This window comes from Methylobacterium sp. J-030, from assembly GCF_022829545.1.
Lineage (GTDB): Bacteria > Pseudomonadota > Alphaproteobacteria > Rhizobiales > Beijerinckiaceae > Methylobacterium.
Window position 1 is genome coordinate 1 of the sequence record NZ_JAKSYM010000326.1, and the last position, 15,618, is coordinate 15,618.

At 68.7% G+C, this 15,618-nt stretch carries 15 protein-coding genes, 1 pseudogene and 1 riboswitch; of the genes and pseudogenes, 5 read left to right on the forward strand and 11 right to left on the reverse strand.

The window, feature by feature from the left end:
• Both MKK75_RS25345 and MKK75_RS36445 read right to left on the reverse strand, forming a co-directional pair.
• A partial coding sequence (locus tag MKK75_RS25345) for a hypothetical protein (RefSeq protein ID WP_244045267.1) occupies window positions 1-295 on the reverse strand: 295 nt, incomplete at its 3' end.
• 215 nt (window positions 296-510) lie between these two features.
• A pseudogene (locus MKK75_RS36445) lies at window positions 511-636 on the reverse strand (IS256 family transposase); the annotation flags it as partial.
• Window positions 637-869: 233 nt separating this feature from the next.
• Window positions 870-1,063, forward strand: a riboswitch (cobalamin riboswitch).
• A 109-nt stretch (window positions 1,064-1,172) separates the two neighbouring features.
• Between MKK75_RS36445 and MKK75_RS25355 the strand changes: the two are divergent.
• Both MKK75_RS25355 and MKK75_RS25360 read left to right on the forward strand, forming a co-directional pair.
• Window positions 1,173-3,335, forward strand: coding sequence for a TonB-dependent receptor (locus tag MKK75_RS25355; RefSeq protein WP_244045268.1), 2,163 nt, complete (start codon window positions 1,173-1,175; stop codon window positions 3,333-3,335).
• A gap of 391 nt (window positions 3,336-3,726) precedes the next feature.
• Window positions 3,727-4,791, forward strand: a complete 1,065-nt coding sequence (locus tag MKK75_RS25360) for a HoxN/HupN/NixA family nickel/cobalt transporter (protein ID WP_244045269.1) — start codon at window positions 3,727-3,729, stop codon at window positions 4,789-4,791.
• Window positions 4,792-4,840: 49 nt separating this feature from the next.
• Here MKK75_RS25360 and MKK75_RS25365 read toward each other — a convergent pair whose 3' ends face one another.
• From MKK75_RS25365 to MKK75_RS25390, 6 genes are all read right to left on the reverse strand, one after another.
• On the reverse strand, window positions 4,841-5,371 hold the full coding sequence (locus MKK75_RS25365; protein WP_244045270.1) for a copper chaperone PCu(A)C: 531 nt from the start codon (window positions 5,369-5,371) through the stop codon (window positions 4,841-4,843).
• 55 nt (window positions 5,372-5,426) lie between these two features.
• The gene (locus tag MKK75_RS25370; RefSeq protein WP_244045271.1) at window positions 5,427-7,775 is read right to left on the reverse strand and encodes a TonB-dependent receptor family protein; all 2,349 of its coding nucleotides are present in this window, start codon (window positions 7,773-7,775) and stop codon (window positions 5,427-5,429) included.
• A 491-nt stretch (window positions 7,776-8,266) separates the two neighbouring features.
• The gene (locus tag MKK75_RS25375) at window positions 8,267-9,652 is read right to left on the reverse strand and encodes a PepSY-associated TM helix domain-containing protein (protein ID WP_244045272.1); all 1,386 of its coding nucleotides are present in this window, start codon (window positions 9,650-9,652) and stop codon (window positions 8,267-8,269) included.
• A gap of 38 nt (window positions 9,653-9,690) precedes the next feature.
• A complete protein-coding gene (locus MKK75_RS25380) occupies window positions 9,691-10,041 on the reverse strand; it encodes a hypothetical protein (RefSeq protein ID WP_244045273.1) in 351 nt (116 codons plus the stop codon).
• 90 nt (window positions 10,042-10,131) lie between these two features.
• Window positions 10,132-10,494 carry a HipA N-terminal domain-containing protein gene (locus MKK75_RS25385; protein ID WP_244045274.1) on the reverse strand — a complete coding sequence of 121 codons (363 nt, stop codon included), beginning with the start codon at window positions 10,492-10,494 and terminating at the stop codon, window positions 10,132-10,134.
• On the reverse strand, window positions 10,464-10,748 hold the full coding sequence (locus MKK75_RS25390; protein WP_244045275.1) for a helix-turn-helix domain-containing protein: 285 nt from the start codon (window positions 10,746-10,748) through the stop codon (window positions 10,464-10,466). Before MKK75_RS25390 ends, MKK75_RS25385 begins: the two co-directional genes overlap by 31 nt.
• A 1,089-nt stretch (window positions 10,749-11,837) precedes the next feature.
• On the opposite strand from MKK75_RS25390, the gene MKK75_RS25395 reads away from it, so the two are divergent.
• Window positions 11,838-12,389: a PAS domain-containing protein gene (locus tag MKK75_RS25395; protein ID WP_279594123.1), complete on the forward strand. Its 552-nt coding sequence runs from the start codon at window positions 11,838-11,840 to the stop codon at window positions 12,387-12,389.
• Window positions 12,390-12,572: 183 nt separating this feature from the next.
• On the opposite strand, the gene MKK75_RS25400 is transcribed toward MKK75_RS25395, so the two are convergent.
• Both MKK75_RS25400 and MKK75_RS25405 read right to left on the reverse strand, forming a co-directional pair.
• The gene (locus MKK75_RS25400; protein ID WP_244045277.1) at window positions 12,573-13,286 is read right to left on the reverse strand and encodes a hypothetical protein; all 714 of its coding nucleotides are present in this window, start codon (window positions 13,284-13,286) and stop codon (window positions 12,573-12,575) included.
• A gap of 114 nt (window positions 13,287-13,400) precedes the next feature.
• Complete coding sequence (locus MKK75_RS25405; RefSeq protein ID WP_244045278.1) at window positions 13,401-13,910, reverse strand: hypothetical protein; 510 nt, start codon at window positions 13,908-13,910, stop codon at window positions 13,401-13,403.
• 191 nt (window positions 13,911-14,101) lie between these two features.
• On the opposite strand from MKK75_RS25405, the gene MKK75_RS25410 reads away from it, so the two are divergent.
• Entirely contained in the window at window positions 14,102-14,263 is a 162-nt protein-coding gene (locus MKK75_RS25410) for a YqaE/Pmp3 family membrane protein (protein WP_244045279.1), read from the forward strand.
• A 692-nt stretch (window positions 14,264-14,955) separates the two neighbouring features.
• On the opposite strand, the gene MKK75_RS25415 is transcribed toward MKK75_RS25410, so the two are convergent.
• Window positions 14,956-15,207 carry a hypothetical protein gene (locus MKK75_RS25415; RefSeq protein WP_244045280.1) on the reverse strand — a complete coding sequence of 84 codons (252 nt, stop codon included), beginning with the start codon at window positions 15,205-15,207 and terminating at the stop codon, window positions 14,956-14,958.
• A 212-nt stretch (window positions 15,208-15,419) separates the two neighbouring features.
• Between MKK75_RS25415 and MKK75_RS25420 the strand changes: the two genes are divergently transcribed.
• Window positions 15,420-15,578 (forward strand): hypothetical protein, encoded by a 159-nt coding sequence (locus tag MKK75_RS25420; RefSeq protein WP_244045281.1) that lies wholly within the window; start codon window positions 15,420-15,422, stop codon window positions 15,576-15,578.
• The last annotated feature ends 40 nt before the right edge of the window (window positions 15,579-15,618 follow it).

The window sequence follows — 15,618 nt, forward strand, 5'->3', positions numbered from 1 at the left end:
CGTCCTGACGCAGGTTGCGGGCCTGGAGGATCTTGCCCTTGAAGATGACGAACACGGAGCCGGAGGCGTAACCAGCCGAGAGCGTCACCGACTTGCCGACGTAGAACGCGGGCTGCGTGCTGCTCTTGGCGAGGTTGACGATGTTGATGCGGGCGACGTTCGGCGTGCTCGCGTCCTTCTGCGCGGTCTCGAAGAAGATGCGCAGGCCCTGCCCGCCGTTCTCGTCGCCGCGGTAGGTGAAGGTCTTGCCGCCCTCGATCTCGACCGAGACGGTGCGGAGATATTGCAGCGTCACTCGCCCTGTCCTTTGTTGAGGATGGAGTACGTGACCACCCTGCGCATCTGCGCGGTGTCGATGAGGGGCTTCTCGCCCGTCCGACCGCGGGCACGGCGGGCCGCCAGGGTGCGCTCCGACAGCGGCGCGAAGGTGCCGTACGTCATCCGCTCCTGCACCGCGGCCACGCCGATCAGCCCGACTTCGTTCAGAGCCTTCACGGGCGCGGACAGATCGCCGGAGAAAGCCGCTATCGCCCCCTTCTTCAGCCGCTCGGCTGCAAAGCCGATCATCTCCCGTAGCAGATCGGCGTCGGCGCTCTTCTCCAACACGCCGCGAAGGCTCATCATTTCGGCGGTCATTGGGGGTCTCTCGGGTTCGGGGTTGGCTGTCGCAACCCGACCCTACCCGGCAACCGCCGATGACCACCCGTCAGCTACACCACCGCCGGGGACACGACCTGGGGCAAGCGCTGTGAAACGGCTCAGCCGGAACTCACCCGCGCCCTCCGCTTCAGTGAAGCCTGCAGAACGCAGCTCAAAAGGCACACCTCACAGGAACGTGTGCACCCGCGTTGACGGATTGAGAAGGCCGCCGCTAACGTGAATGTGACGGTTCCCCTCGGGGATCAAAAGGGAACGCGGTGAGGGGCTCGCCCCGATGCTGCGGCTGCCCCCGCAACTGTAAGCGGCGAGCCCTTCACCACCACGTCACTGGGTCACCCCGGGAAGACGGTGCGAGGGCGGTGACCCGCGAGCCAGGAGACCTGCCGTCAGCCGTGGTCACACGCGAAACGCGCCGGGCGGGGTGTCCTGGCGGGTGCCGAGACGCTCGTGCACGTGCGCGATCGGCGAGGCTTCATTCGCGGTGACGTGCCACTGCCGTCGCCCGAGGTCCCGTGTCTCATCGTCCAACGACTCGAACGCTCTCGATCCTGTCGGGCGTCAGCCTCGCCGTCCTAGCGTCAGCGGCTGTAGCTCAAAACCGATCCACTCCCAGTTCCGCGACCACCGAAACGGCGCTGGAGGAGATCTCGGTCACCGCGGAGACCGCCGCAGCCGCGTCACCGCAGGCCGGTCCATCTGCCAGCGCAGGCTACGTCGGGGGGGCGACCGGCATCGGTGGGATCAGCATGCCGGTCGCCTCGGCCAGTTCCGGCGTGATCAGCGGCGCTCAGCTCAACAGCCGGCCGGTGACCCGCCCGGGCGAGGTGCTGGAGTCTGTGCCAGGCCTGATCGTCACACAGCATTCCGGGGAGGGGAAGGCCAACCAGTTCTTCCTGCGCGGCTTCAACCTCGACCACGGCACCGACATCGCCCTGTTCCTGGACGGCATGCCGCTCAACATGCGCACCCACGTCCACGGCCAGGGCTATGCCGACATCAACTTCCTGATCCCCGAACTCGTCGGCGCGGTGGAGTTCCACAAGGGGCCGTACTTCGTCCGTGACGGCGACTTCGCCTCCGCGGGCTCGGTGCGGATCGACTACCTCGACACGACCGCCAAGAATGTCGCCCTGACCTCGATGGGCAGCTTCGGCTACAAGCGGGCGCTCTCGATCACCACCGTGCCGCTGGCCGAGGGCAACCTGCTCCTGGCCGGCGAGGCACAGGTCTACGACGGGCCGTGGGTGATCCCGGACGCCCTGCGCAAGATCAACGGGGTCGCCCGCTACAGCCAGGGCACGGCGCTCGACGGGGTCTCGGTCACCGGCATGGCCTATGCGGCCCGCTGGACGGCCACCAACCAGATCCCCGAGCGGGCGGTCGCCGAGGGCCTGATCGGCCGCTACGGCACGCTCAGCCCGAGCGACGGCGGGGACACGTCCCGCTTCTCGATCTCAGGCAAGTTCAGTGCGACGGACGACACCGGCATCACCCGGGCCTCGGCCTACGTGATCCGCTCGCAGCTCAACCTGTTCAACGACTTCACCTACTTCCTCAACGATCCGGTCAACGGCGACCAGTTCCACCAGCTCGACCAACGCATCATCGGCGGCGGCGAGGCCCTGCACATCTTCCAGGGCGACCTGTTCGGCATGCCGATGGAGAACGAGGTCGGCGTCCAGACCCGCACCGATTCGATCCGGGTCGGCCTGTTCAACACCACGAACCGCCAGTACCGCTCCGGCGTGCTCGACGACCGGGTGCTGGAGACGAGCGGGGCCTTCTACGTCGACAACCGGGTGCGCTGGACCGACTGGCTGCGCACCTCGATCGGCTTCCGCGCGGATGGCTACTCCGCCAGCGTCGTCTCGGACACGCCGGCCAATTCGGGCCGGGCGCGCGACGGCATCGTCAACCCGAAGCTCGGCCTGACGCTGGGACCCTGGTTCGACACCGAACTCTACGTGAATTACGGCGGCGGCTTCCACTCGAACGACGTGCGCGGGGTGACCGCCACCGTCGATCCGACGTCCTCGCTGTTCAACACCACCCGCTCCCCGTTCCTGGTGCCGTCCACGGGCTACGAGATCGGCCTGCGCAACCGCTCGATCGCCGGGCTGGAGACGAGCCTCGCCCTGTTCCGGCTCGACTTCGCCTCGGAGAACCTGTTCCAGGGCGATACCGGCACGACGGAGCCGAGCCGGCCGACCCGGCGCTTCGGCGTCGAGTGGACCAACCGCTACGCGGTCGCGCCCTGGCTCTCGCTGGAGGGCGACCTGACGATCACCAATGCCCGCTTCTCGGACTACGACCCGGTCGGCAACCGGGTGCCCGAGGCTCCCACCACCATCGCGTCGGCGGGCGTCACCTTCGGTGAGCCGCTCGGCTGGTTCGGAAGCCTGAGGTTCCGCTACTTCGGTCCGCGCCCGCTGATCGAGGACAACTCAATCCGCTCGCGGCCGACCGCGTTGTTCAACGGCCGGGTGGGCTACAACTTCGAGAACGGGATCAGCGTCTCGCTCGACGTGCTGAACCTGACCAACGGCAAGTCCGACCAGATCACCTACGCCTACGTCTCGCGCCTGCCGGGAGAGCCGGCGGAGGGACTTATCGACCGCGTCTTCCACCCGGTCGAGCCGACGGCCGTGCGCCTCACCGTTGCCGGGAGGTTCTGATGCGACGTTCCCAGTCCGGCGATCTATCGAGCGAGCCGGGAATGCACGCGAAGGCGGTGCCGGCCATCGAGGTCGTCCGTCCAAAGCGCTGCGGTGACGCCGGGCGACGCGCTGCGACCACGCGGGCACGTCGCTATGTCGCCGGTATCGAGCCACTGCTGGAAGTGATCATCCGTGATCAGGGCCGCACGGCTCAGGCGGTCGCGACCGAGTTGACGCGTCGCGCCGTGCGGAAACCCCGCGGCGGGGTGATCTGGACATCGGCGGACGCCCAGAGGCTCCTGCGTCGCGTGGGTGCCGGTAGACGAACACCTCGTTTCGATAGCCCGACGAGTGATCGGGCAGCGCCACGCCACCACGGCACGCCATATGCGGGACGATGAGGGTCGATATGGATGAGATCGTCCCGCCCGAAGGCACGGCGTCCCGCGTCGTGCGACGCCGTATCGGTCTTCTCTACCTCTTCCTGATCGCGGTGAATGCCGCCGCCTGGTTGTGGGCCTACGGACTGTTCGCAGGGCAGGCAGCCCTGCTCTCGACCGCGATGCTGGCCTACGTCTTCGGCCTGCGTCATGCGGTCGACCCCGACCACATCGCCGCCATCGACAACGTCACCCGCAAGCTCATGCAGGCTGGCCAGCGCCCGATCGCCGTCGGTTTCTGGTTCGCGCTCGGTCACTCTACGATCGTCGTGGCGGCCGCCGCCGCGGTGGCGCTCGCAGCAACCAGCCTGATCACGGCATCCGAAGGCTACCGCGAACTCGGCAGCCTGATCGGTACCGGCGTCTCGGCAGGCTTCCTCATCCTGATCGGGCTGATCAACCTCGTCGTCCTCGCCGGCGTCTGGCGAACCTTTCGGCAGGTGCGCCGTACCGGACGCTACGCCGAGGAGGACCTCGACCTGTTGCTCGCCAATCAGGGCATTCTCGCCCGCCTCCTGCGACCGCTGTTCCGCTTGGTGACGCGCTCTTGGCACATGTACCCGCTGGGCCTCCTGTTCGCGCTCGGCTTCGACACCGCGACCGAGGTCAGCCTCTTCGGCCTCTCGGCTGCGCAGGCGAGCAGGGGCACCGACCTTTGGGCGATCCTGGTCTTTCCGGCCCTGTTCACCGCAGGGATGACGCTGGTCGACGCAACGGACGGCGTGCTGATGCTCGGCGCCTACAGCTGGGCTTACGTCCAGCCGGTGCGCAAACTGTTCTACAACCTGACCATCACTCTGGTCTCGGTGGTCGTTGCGCTGGTGATCGGTACGCTGGAGGCGCTCAATCTCATCGCCGACAAGCTCGCGCTTCAAGGCACGTTCTGGAGTTGGATCGGCGCGATCAACGACAACTTCGGCGTGCTCGGTTTCGGCATCGTCGGGCTGTTCGCGGCGGCCTGGCTGCTGTCGTTCCTGGTCTATCGCCTCGGCGGCTTCGACCGGATCGCCGTCGCGCCGGCCGATCCCGGCTGAGGCTCGAGAGCGCCCGGCCGGGGCTCGCTGGATCGCGGCGGAGATCCGATCAGTGCACGTGGCCGCCGGGGTGTCCCGCGCCGCCGTGATCCATCTCCATCGCGTCCTTGCCGGGCGCCTGGGCGGCGATGCCCTCGACGGTGAAATCCACCGGTACGGCGCCCGCCTTGGCGAAGGTCAGCGTGCCCTTGGCCGCCTGACCTTTCTTGAGCTGACCCTTCAGGTCGAGGAACATCAGGTGGTAGCCGCCGGGCTTGAGCGTCACCGTCTCGCCGGGCTTGATCACCAGACCGCCCTCGACAGGCGCCATCTTCATCACGCCGTTCTCCATCGACATCTGGTGGATTTGGACACGGCCGGCGTCGTCGAACGAGCCGCCGGTAAGGGTATCGGGCTCGGTGCCGGTATTGGTCACGCTGAGGTAGCCGCCCGCGACCTTGGCGCCGTTGGGCGTGGCGCGCGACCAGGGATGGCCGATCTTGAGGGTCCCCACCGTGTAGTCGTGGGCCGCGGCGGGGGCTGCTGTCAGAGCGAGTGCGAAGGCGGCGGGGGCTAAGCAGCGAGTCAGGAAGGGTCGCATGGTCGTCTCCAGGAAGAGGGGATCAGGTGGTGCGAACGGGACCGCGTGCGGATGATCAGAACGCGAGTTTCATCCCGCCGACGAAGTTGCGCGGGGCGCCCGCGAAGATCGAACCGGTGGTAGTCGCCAGTACGCCTGCGCCGTTCTGCAGACCGGTCGTGGCGCTGATCGAGTCGGCGAGGTTCTGAGCCGAGTTGGTGTAGACCCGGTCAAACAGATTGCGCACCTCGACGTACAGGCTCAGCCGCTTGGCAAACCCCGTCTCCGCCGCGCCCGCGAGCGCCCGGTCGTAGTGCACGTTGAGATTCACGACCGTGAAGCCCGGTGCCTTCAGGAGGTTGGCGTTGTCGAGGTAGAAGTCGCTTTGGTAGACGGCCTCCACGAAGGCCCCCACGCCCGCCCAGGGGCCCGTCGTCTGCTCGTAACCGAACCGGACCAGGGCCGCGTCGGTCGGCACGCCGGGGATGTGGTTCCCCGCCCGGTCGAAGCGGGACGTGCGCGTGCCGGCGCTGAGCTGCTCGACGTACTTCGTGTAGATCTGATCGTCGTGCGTGTAGGCCAGCGTCGCCCGCCAGCCGTCCGGGGACGTCCAGGTCCCGCCGACCTCGACGCCGCGATGCTCGGAGGCCGGGGCGTTGAACGTGTAGCTCAGAAGGCCCGCACCGGGCGACTGCGAGATCAGCTCGTTGCGGAAGAACTCGTAGAAGCCGGTGACGGAGAACTGCAGTTCGGGCAGCGGCGTCCAATATGCGCCGAGGTCGAAGCCGAGGTTCTCCTGGGTCTGCAGCTGGCTGTTGTTGCCTGGCACGCCGGCCGGGGTGACCGTGAGGTTCGAGGCCGAGGGCGTGGCGTAGCCGGTGGCGACGCGGCCGAGGAAACGCCACGCCGCGTCCGGCCGATAGGTCAGCGAGAACTCGGGCGCGACGTTGAGGAAGCTGCGGTCGAGATTGGCGGTGGCGGCCGTCACGCCACCTGCGGTCGGGTAGCCATAGGTGATGTTGCTGCCACCGATCGTGGTGTTCTCGGCGCTGATACCCGCCACCGCGGTCCACTGGTCGGACAGCTGCAGCTCGATCCGCGCCCGGCCGCCGAGGTTGTCCTGCGTGGCGGCCAGGTTGGCGTTCAGGGCCCCGAGCCGGGCACCGCCATAGGGCGCGCGGACGTAGGTGAGCTGGTTCGAGTCGAGGGTGTTGTAGGCCAGCGCCACGTAGCCGGTCATCGGCAACCCAAAGAGGTCGCCGCGGCGGGTCACGTCGGTGAGGAAGTTGAAGCCCGGGAAGTCGCCCCGCGCGGAGGTGGTGTAGAACGGCTGGTTGATGTTGCGGTCGTCGAACACGAGCTGGGTGCGCCAGGTCGTGAAGGCATCGAAGTCGTGCTCGTAGCGCCCGCCGATGATGGTGCGTCGATCGCCGCGGAAGAAGCCGCCCTCGTCGGCTGTGACCGGCACGGTGGCGCCGTTCCGGCCGTTGATCGGCAGGTTGTAGGTCGTGCAGCCGGGGGCCGCGGTCAGCGCCGAGGCACAACCGCGCTGGTAGGGGTTCTGGTAGAATTGCAGCAGCGAGGAGCGTCCGGGCAGGTTCGCCTGGAACTCGTTGTTGATGATCTTCAGCGTGAAGCGGTTGTCCGGTGTCGGCGTGTAGGTGCCGAGGAAATTGATCGTCTGGGTATTGAACGAGCTGTGGCCGGCATAGCCGTCCCCGCGGGCGTCGCTGGTGAACAGGCTGTACTCGAACGGGCCACTGATCCCGCCGACGGTGGCATAGGTGTTAAGGTAGCCGAAGCTGCCGGCATCGACGCCGTACTCGACGCCGTTCACCGCCGCACCCCGGCGGGTCGTGAAGGCGAGCGCGCCGCCACTGGCGTAGTTGCCGAACAGCGCCGATTGCGGCCCGCGGAACACGTCGAGGCTGCTGTAGGCGCGCGGATCGGTGATGTCGAAGCGCGAGGAGCCGTCGGCCTGGGTGACCGGGAAGCCGTCCTCCAGCACGACGACGTTGCGCGAGACGCCCGTGGCGCGGGCGTTGTTGCCACGGATCGAGATGATGACGTCCCGGGGGCCGTTGCCCTGGCGGACGGTGACGCCCGGGCTGTTGCGCACGACGTCGGCGATGTTCACCGCCGGCCGATCGTCGATGACGTTCTGGCGACCGACCGTGCTGTTCACCTCGCCGACGGGGACGGCGATCGGGGTCGGAGCGGCCGGGGCCGGTCCGGCGATCGTAGGCGCTCCGGCCGCCGGGGCCTGGGATGCGACAGCCGGTCCGGGACCGCCCTCCCCGACCACCGAAAGTTCCCCGAGCGTCACGGATTGCTGCGCCTGAGCGGCGGTGATGGCGAGTGAGCTTGCGGCAAGCAACGGGGCGAGGAAGCGCCGGGGTACGGGGGAGCCTGAAACGAAGGACATGATCGGGGATCTCGTCTGAACGCAGGTGGGCTGGCCGCGTGGCGCGGAACAGCCCAGGGCGGGGGCAGCACTCAGACGGTCTCGGGTGGAGCACGGGCCTGGCGAGCGGTTCGCGAAGGCCGGGGCCCATGAGCCGGCGGCGGCATCGGCCAGGTGATGCGGTGCCAGACGAAGTGCCCGACAACCGCTTCAGGTACGACCGGCAGCGGGGCGGCGGCGGTGCAGCGGCAGAAGGGACAGCGATCGCAGTCGGAGCGCTGCGCCGGCAGATCCGTCGCGATGCCGGTGCTCGGATCCCGGCCACAGATGATGGCGTGGATCAGCGCGTCTGCAGCCGCCGCTTCCGCCTGTCTGGCGTGTGCTAACACGCCGGCTGCAGGCGCCAACACCTGTAGCCACAGCGCGAGCAGGATCAGGCCAGCGCCGAGTTGGCGCGGCCAGCCTGCCGATCGTATCTGGGGGAACACGGGGCCGCGCCCGTCGTGATGCGGTCAGGCCACGCGCGCCCGCATCCTCAGCCCACGGCCGATCGCGAGATCGAGGCCGAGCATCGCGAGGATCGCCAGCCCGGTCAGCGGGAACAGGACGCCGAGCCCGAGGACGATCCCGGTCACGGTTACGGCCACGCGCCGGTCCCGCGGCCAGGGCGGCACACCGAGGCCGCCGGCCGGGCGGCGCTTCCACCACATCGTCGCGGCGGTGATGGAGAGCAGGATCGTGGCGAGGCAGAAGACCAACATCGCGAGCTGGTTCGCGCGGCCCCAGTACTCACCCTTATGGATGCCGATCCCGTATTGCACGGCCCGGGCGACCGGGCCGATATCGGAGAAATGCACGTCGACGAGCGGTTTGCCGGTGTACTGGTCGAGGCTGACCATGCGCTGGCGGTTCACGGCGTGCGGGTAGGCCGCCGCGGCATAGACCCCCTTGTCTCCGACCGGCAACGACAGCTCGTAGCCGTGCGGCATGCCGAGTCGTGCCAGGATCTGCGCGGCGGCGTCGATGCCGATGGCCCGGGCGGTCCCGACGGATTCCGATTGCGGCACCGGCGCGTCCTGCATGGTCCAGCCGGCGGTGGTGAGCATCTCGCCCATCGGCACGTTCGAGACCGGCTTGTTCGCCCACAGGGCGGCCGGCTGGCCGAGCCCGGCCGCGTTCGTCCACGCCCTGAACTGATCACCCCACCAGATCGACCACGGCAGTCCGGTCAGGGCCAGGAAGAACAGGCCGCCTCCGGCAACCAGCCCGGTCACGGCGTGCAGGTCGCGCCACCAGACGCGCCGGCTCGGCGTGCCCCGCACCGAGAGCACGCCGCCTTCCTGACCTCGCGGCCACCACAGGTAGACACCCGTGATCACGAGGATGATCGCGAAGCCGGCGACGATTTCGATGACCGCATTCGCCCATGGCCCGAAATAGGCGAGGCTGTGCAGGTGCCGCAGCACCATGAAGAATTCGCCGTCCCGGTCGACCCGGTCGAGCACGCTGCCGGTATAGGGGTCGAGGTAGACGAGGATCTTGCGGGCACCTTCGGCCACGGTCACCATGGCCGAGGCGGTTGCATCGATCGGGTCGGTGTAGGAGATCGCCACGCCGTCCGGCACGGCCTGCGTGGCGTTGAAGATCAAGTGGTCCGGGCCGAGAGGCGGCGTGGGCTGCGCGGCGACCTCGGTCCGGTAGGCGAAGACGGTCGCGTTGATCTCGGGCTGGAACAGGTACAGCGCACCTGTGGCCGAGAGCGAGATCAGGAAGGGCAGGCAGAGCAGGCCGGCGTAGAAATGCCAGCGCCAGACGGCGCGGTAGACGGCGTCACGGGACGTGCGAACGGCAGCGGCCACCCTGAAGTTAGGGGTGCTGCCCTGAAGCGAGATCGACATGGGGCGGTCCGGGTCTGAGCGATCGGGAGATGGATCGATCAGGCGGTCGGCGGACCTCGGGAACTGACGGCAGGATCGGGCGGCGCGCGGGGCCCGCGTATAGCCAGCGGTCGCCAGATCAGCACGTTCGAGCGGCGGGGCAGCGCGATCGTCACCGCCGCAACGGATACGATCTCGGCCAGAGGCTGCGCCACCTGAGCGAGGATACAGCAAGCGTGCTGCTGGCAGGGTAAGCCGTCATCGGCCGGCGCGCCACCGCCATCGTGCTGAGCGCAGATCACGCCGTCGAAACCCCGGACGGGGCTGACGGACTGGATGTCTATGAGGAACGCCTGGAGCAGGAGCGCATAGAGCGCAGCCGCGGCGATGACCGCGGGGCCATCGACCATCCATGGCGGGCGCCTGAGCATGCAACGGTGTTAGGAGTTGCGGCGTGGGGGCGTCAACGCGCCCTCATGGCTCGGCGACCGGTTGGGGCGTCAATTCTCGGTCGACTGCTCTGATAGCCACACCCGCGTCAGATGGTCTGACTGCCTTGCCAACTGATCGTGGTGCTCGTGGATATGCCCGAGCATCCGATCAGAAATGGTCACAGAGGCGACGCGACGCCTGATCGGGGCGCTGTCGGGGAGGAGGTTGTCGAATACATTGATGACAGGCGCGCCGATGTCGCGGTCCTCCCGGAGCGGCCGCGACAGGGAGACCGGGAACGTGCCGCGGAGATCGAGCCACGCACGCGCATACTGAAAGTCGATCGCGCCCGTGCTTTCCCGCCGGAGCACGCCGACGTGGCGTCCGTTCAGAAAGACGTTCAGTGGGCGATTGGCCCTGCGCCTCGCCATGAGAAGAGGTCCTCGATGTCCGCAGGGCTTCCCTGACTGCGTGGGCGCACAACCAGCTCGAGTTCGAGCGCCGAGACCGCCTCCATGAGCGTGTGGCGCTGGACAGCAGGCTCCCCTGCCTCAAGGCGGGAGATGGTGCCCTGCCGGAGGTGGATGCGCGTTCCCAGGCTGCCCTGTGTCAGGCCGGCCTGCTTGCGGGCACGGCGCAGGATCGCGCCAAGCTGCTTCTCGGTTCGGGCAATCTGCTCGCTCATGGGGGGGCTCCGCCCGTAATATGCGCGCTTGCGTATAAAAGAGATTTATGCGCGCGGGCGACTGACGCGGTAACCCGAACTGGAACAGGCCACGGACAGCCGAAAGAGCAAGGTGTTGGAATGACGGGAGGAGGGCAGTGGCCGTCTCATCGCCAGACTTGAAACGCTGTAAAATATTGGCCTCGAACAATTCTTGATGAAGCCTGGTTTGATGCGGCGAATCTACGGCACGTCCCCTGTAGCCCGCAGGATCCGGCCATCCCAAACGGCCTTCCAGCCGGATATGCGGTTCGATTCCCGCCGCTCGCGCCAGTCCCTCGCCGCGCAGCTCGGAACTGCGCGTTCGGGCAACTGCAGCAGCCTCCGTCTCACGACAATCATATCGGCCGTCGGACACAGACGCGGACGCTTTCCGCGGTCGGTCGGCAGCGATGGGTACGGGCTGCAGGATCCCAACTCGGCGACCGCGAAGCCGCGAGGCCGCCATCGAACGGTGACGGATTGTCCGCCGACCGATATCGCGACCCTTGAACCCGGACCGCACGCAGGTGCCGCGCTCCCGAACCGCAACCTCGGTCGCGGCCATTCGCCCTGTCGCTCCCGAAGCGAAGACGCTTTTCAGACGCTGTAACGTCGATCGTCTATCATATATAATTCTCGTTGAAGTCGGGAGTTCGGTAAAATACACCCCTGGGTTCGGCGCTCGGGTCGGAGCGCGTGCGCCATGGAGAGGCGCCCCTTGCCGGAGAGTCCCCCTGATCGGATCGCCCCATCGCCCCAGTCCTGTCAGCGCATGACCAGAGGCATCGCCGAAACGCCCGGTCGCCCGAAGACGAGAGCGCTCTGCGCCGAAGTGGACACCGGCTCGGCACAAGAGAGCGTGTCCCGACGAAGGCTCGGAGCGGCACGCGATGGCGGCGCGATCGGGTACGGCTCCAGCTCCCGCGGAGCGCGCGTGTCGGGATCCGAGCTTTCCGATCCGGGCGCGTCGCCGCGGATCCGGGAGCGCCTGACCGACCACGCGGACCGCCAGAGGATTCCGGTCTATGCGCGCGGGGTGGCCTCGGAATGCTCCGGCGCGGCCCGCCTATGATCTTCGTGACGAATGCGGAAGGACGGGCGACCTTCGTCAGCCCGGAATGGACCGATTACACGGGCCAGGCCCTGGAGGACGCCGTGGGGTTCGGCTGGGCTCGGGTCGTGCATCCGGATGATCGCGAGATCGCCCGCAGAACCGTCGAGGCCGCGATCGAGGCGCAGAGTGCCTTCAACCTGCGCTATCGGATGCTTGCGCCCGATGGCCGGGCCATGTGGGTCGCCGCCGGCGCGATTCCCTCGTTCGGCCCGCCGAACCGGACCTTTCTGGGCTTCCTTGGGTCGATCACGCAGGTCCACGGGGAGCCGGCCGCGGACCTGCGGGCCTACGGCTCGCTCGGAAGCTTCATGCCGCCGGCACATCCGGCGACGCCGCCGAGCTCCATGCTGGAGGCGATGGCGGATCACCTGCTCATGGCCCACGCCCTCGTCGAGCCCGCTTCCGTGGCGCGTCTGCGTCCGCTGATCGAACGCCTGTTGCACGAGGTCGGGATCGAGCTCGCGCGCGCCGAGCGGCAGGGGGAGGCCCAAGCCGCGATCCACTGACGGGATGGACCGTCGGCGTGGACCATCGACGGTTGCGCCAGGGTCGGGAACATCCCGAGGACAAGGCTCGCTTCCCTGTCTCGCGAAGCCCGCGAGAATGGACCGCCCATCCGGGAGTTCCGACGTCGCCGCGTCCGGGCGGCGACGCACCAGCCCGCGGGCCGCGCGATCACGGGCGCGCTGTCACCGGGGTTCGACACAGGCAGAGACCAGCCGTATCCGGGCCGTGGTCAGCCCGCGGTCGTCGGCGCACAGCGCGTCCGGCCGCTTGGGCGGGATCGGTACGGGCCGGTGATCGCCGGAAGACCCCTCCGACCGCGGGAGGAAACCGGTTCCCAGCCCCGCCAGCCGCAGCCGATGCGCGGGGTTGCGCCCCCCGGGGGCGAGCCGAGCATAGCGCCGCCTCTGGGCCCGAAGCAGCGCGAGGCGTCTGCGATGCCGGAGCGTGTGCAGGCGCGCGGACCGGGCGTACCGTCGCCCCTGCGCGGTCCGGCGCGTCGAGACGCCTTCCGCGTGCAGGCCGCCGATGCGTTCCCCGCCGCGCGTCTGCAGGCCGGCGCTCCGGAGCGAAACCGGCCGCGTCGCGGGGCGCGCGGCGTTGCCCCCTGGGTCTGGCGCGGCCGCGACCGCCTCGGGCTCTCCCCGCACGGGCCAGGGCGCGGCGCGTGTGATCACCAACGGCGGCGGCGCGGCACCGCATCCACGGCAGATGGAGGCGGAGATGCGCTTCCACGTCGCCGTGTCGCGATCGATGAGGTCTTGGAACCGGGCCTGCTCGGCCATCGCCTGTCGGCCCGCACCGCGCGGGCCGTGGGCCCCCTCGGTCAGGGACGCGGCTTGGGCGGCATCGCCCGCGATCAGACTGATGGCCATGACCGCGCGTACGAGACAGCGCATCGGCCCTCCTCTCACAGATCTCACACGAATCGCAGGAACGCCGCAGGCCTCTTACGGCTCAGCTCGCGATATGGTTCCCAGCCCGTGCGACCGCGGATGAAGGCCCCGGCGCGGTCAGGAGGACGAGCGTGTCGCCAGACTGAACTGGATCGGATCCTTGACGCGCCTGAAGCGTCGCCGGACCGCGACATGCGCGGGCAGACGGGCCCGCTGTCGGACGAGGTGCCGGGCGAGGGGGACGTCCGGCAGGGCCGCCGGGCGGACCGGATAGGGGCGCCGCCGACGCGGCGGCAGGTCGTCCTGCGCGGCCTCGGCATCCGGCGGCACCGAGGCCGCCGACGCGTCGGGCGCGACGGCCGGGTACTGGGCCGTCTCGCGGGGCAGGTCGGCCCAGCGCCTCGGCGCGGGCGCCGGAGCGTCGTAATCCGCGGGGGGCGCATCCGGCGTCGCGCTCACGGAATAGATCTCGGGACTCCCGGGCCCGCCCCTGGGGAGCAGGGCGAGGTAGACCCCCGCCCAGAGCGCCACGCCGGCGAGGACTGAACCGGCAAGGACGGCGTGGTTGGTCATCGCGGCAAGAAACTGCCGGCGCCGTAGAGGGTTCCGGTCCAGGTGACGCGTCACGGCCGGCATCGGCGGACGCGACCGAATTCGGCGGCGCGGCCCCGGGCGCCCGTCCTCGCCGGGCGGCGCCGAGGACGCCCGACGCTGCCGCGCCGCACCGGTCTCCACCGCGGCGGGGCGTGCTCTGGTGACGGAGGGCTACCGGATGCGGGTCCGGCACCTATGTCGCTGACAAAGGAGCCGTCCCACCCATGATCATGATCATCATCTGCTTCCTGGCGCCGTGGCTTGCCATGTTCCTGCGCGGCAAGGTGCTCCAGGGCATTCTCTGCATCTTCCTCCACCTCACGATCATCGGCTGGATTCCGGCGACGATCTGGGCGCTCGCCGTCACGCGGCGCGAGGCTGCCTGAGACGCTCTCGCCTGCATCGCGACCGGTTCGGCGGCGCGGGGCATGTCAAAGCGGTAGAGAATGGCGAGCCGTGTCCGAGCCCAATGCGGTCGCGCACGGCTCTCCGCGCTGGGCGGGTGCGGGGAACGCACCCGCCCAGTCGCAGCGCTCACACGATCCTCCAGCCTGTTCGGTGCGGCCGATCTTCCATCGTTCGATTGGATCAAGCGCGATGTCTTTTCCTTTATTTCGTCGTCACTTCGTCGATGAGACTGGGCGAGCCTTGTTCGACGTAAAATTACTTTAGAATCGGCCCCTGTATTTCAGACTCGAATGCGTGGGAAGCGACGATGAGAACAGGGATACGTCGTCTGGCCGCGGAAGACGACGGCGCGGCGGCGATCGCATAGGGGATGATCGCCTCACCGATAGCAGTCGTCCTCATCACATCGCCGCAACGGGTCGGCTCCTCGCTGAGCACGAAGTTCACCGCGAGTGCCGGCAATCTGAATTGATCGCCCGCTCCTGAAAAGAGATCGGGCCGCCCCGCCCCGGGGTGGCAGCCGTCATCCTCAGCGTCGTTCGATCGGCGACGCCGACCAGCCGCCATTCCACGCAGGGCCTTCGCCCGCCGCGTCGGTCGGGCCAATGCCGCCCGCGTGACCCGACGCCCGCCGATCCGCCGGGTTGGGCGCCCTCGACCGGGGCCCGATTCAGCGGGGGCTGGCGTGCGCCGGCTCGCGGGAGAGGGCCGCGACCGAGATCATGAAGGGGCAATCCGGTTCCAGCGTCCCGACGCTGGACAGGGCCGGTGTCGCCACGGCGGCGCCGAGGCCGTGGGACCGGCGGCCGAGGCGCCGGACCGCGATCCGGAGCGTCTCCTCGTATGAGGCCTCGCCCGTATCGCCCGCAGGCATGTCGGCACACAATTTGGCGAATGCGGCGCGCAGATCGGGTTCGGGCATGGAGGCATCCCCAGGGGCGTGGACGCCAGGGGACGGCGACATGGTTAACGGAGGGTTAAGGCGGCGCGGATCGTGTGCGGACGCGAGAGCCGGATGCGGGCGTTCCCGCCGGGATCGGCCCCGGAGAAGGGTTTCTTAACGGTGCCCCCCGCATCCTCGGCGGCACCCTCCTGTCGTCGTGGGCGCCCGCCGGGCGCCGGAGCACCCGCCGCATGACTTGGCTCAGTGTGATCTGCTTGTTCTCGGGGGCGACGCTGGCCGGCATGGCCCCGCGGCGCTCGATGCAGCAGGCGACGCTCGAAGGCGCCGGGGGAGGCCTGATCATGCTCGGCCTCGTCATCATCGGCGCGGGACTGCCCCTCTTCCGATAGCGAACCTGCGCCGGACCCGCGTTTCGCGCCCGGAAGCCGG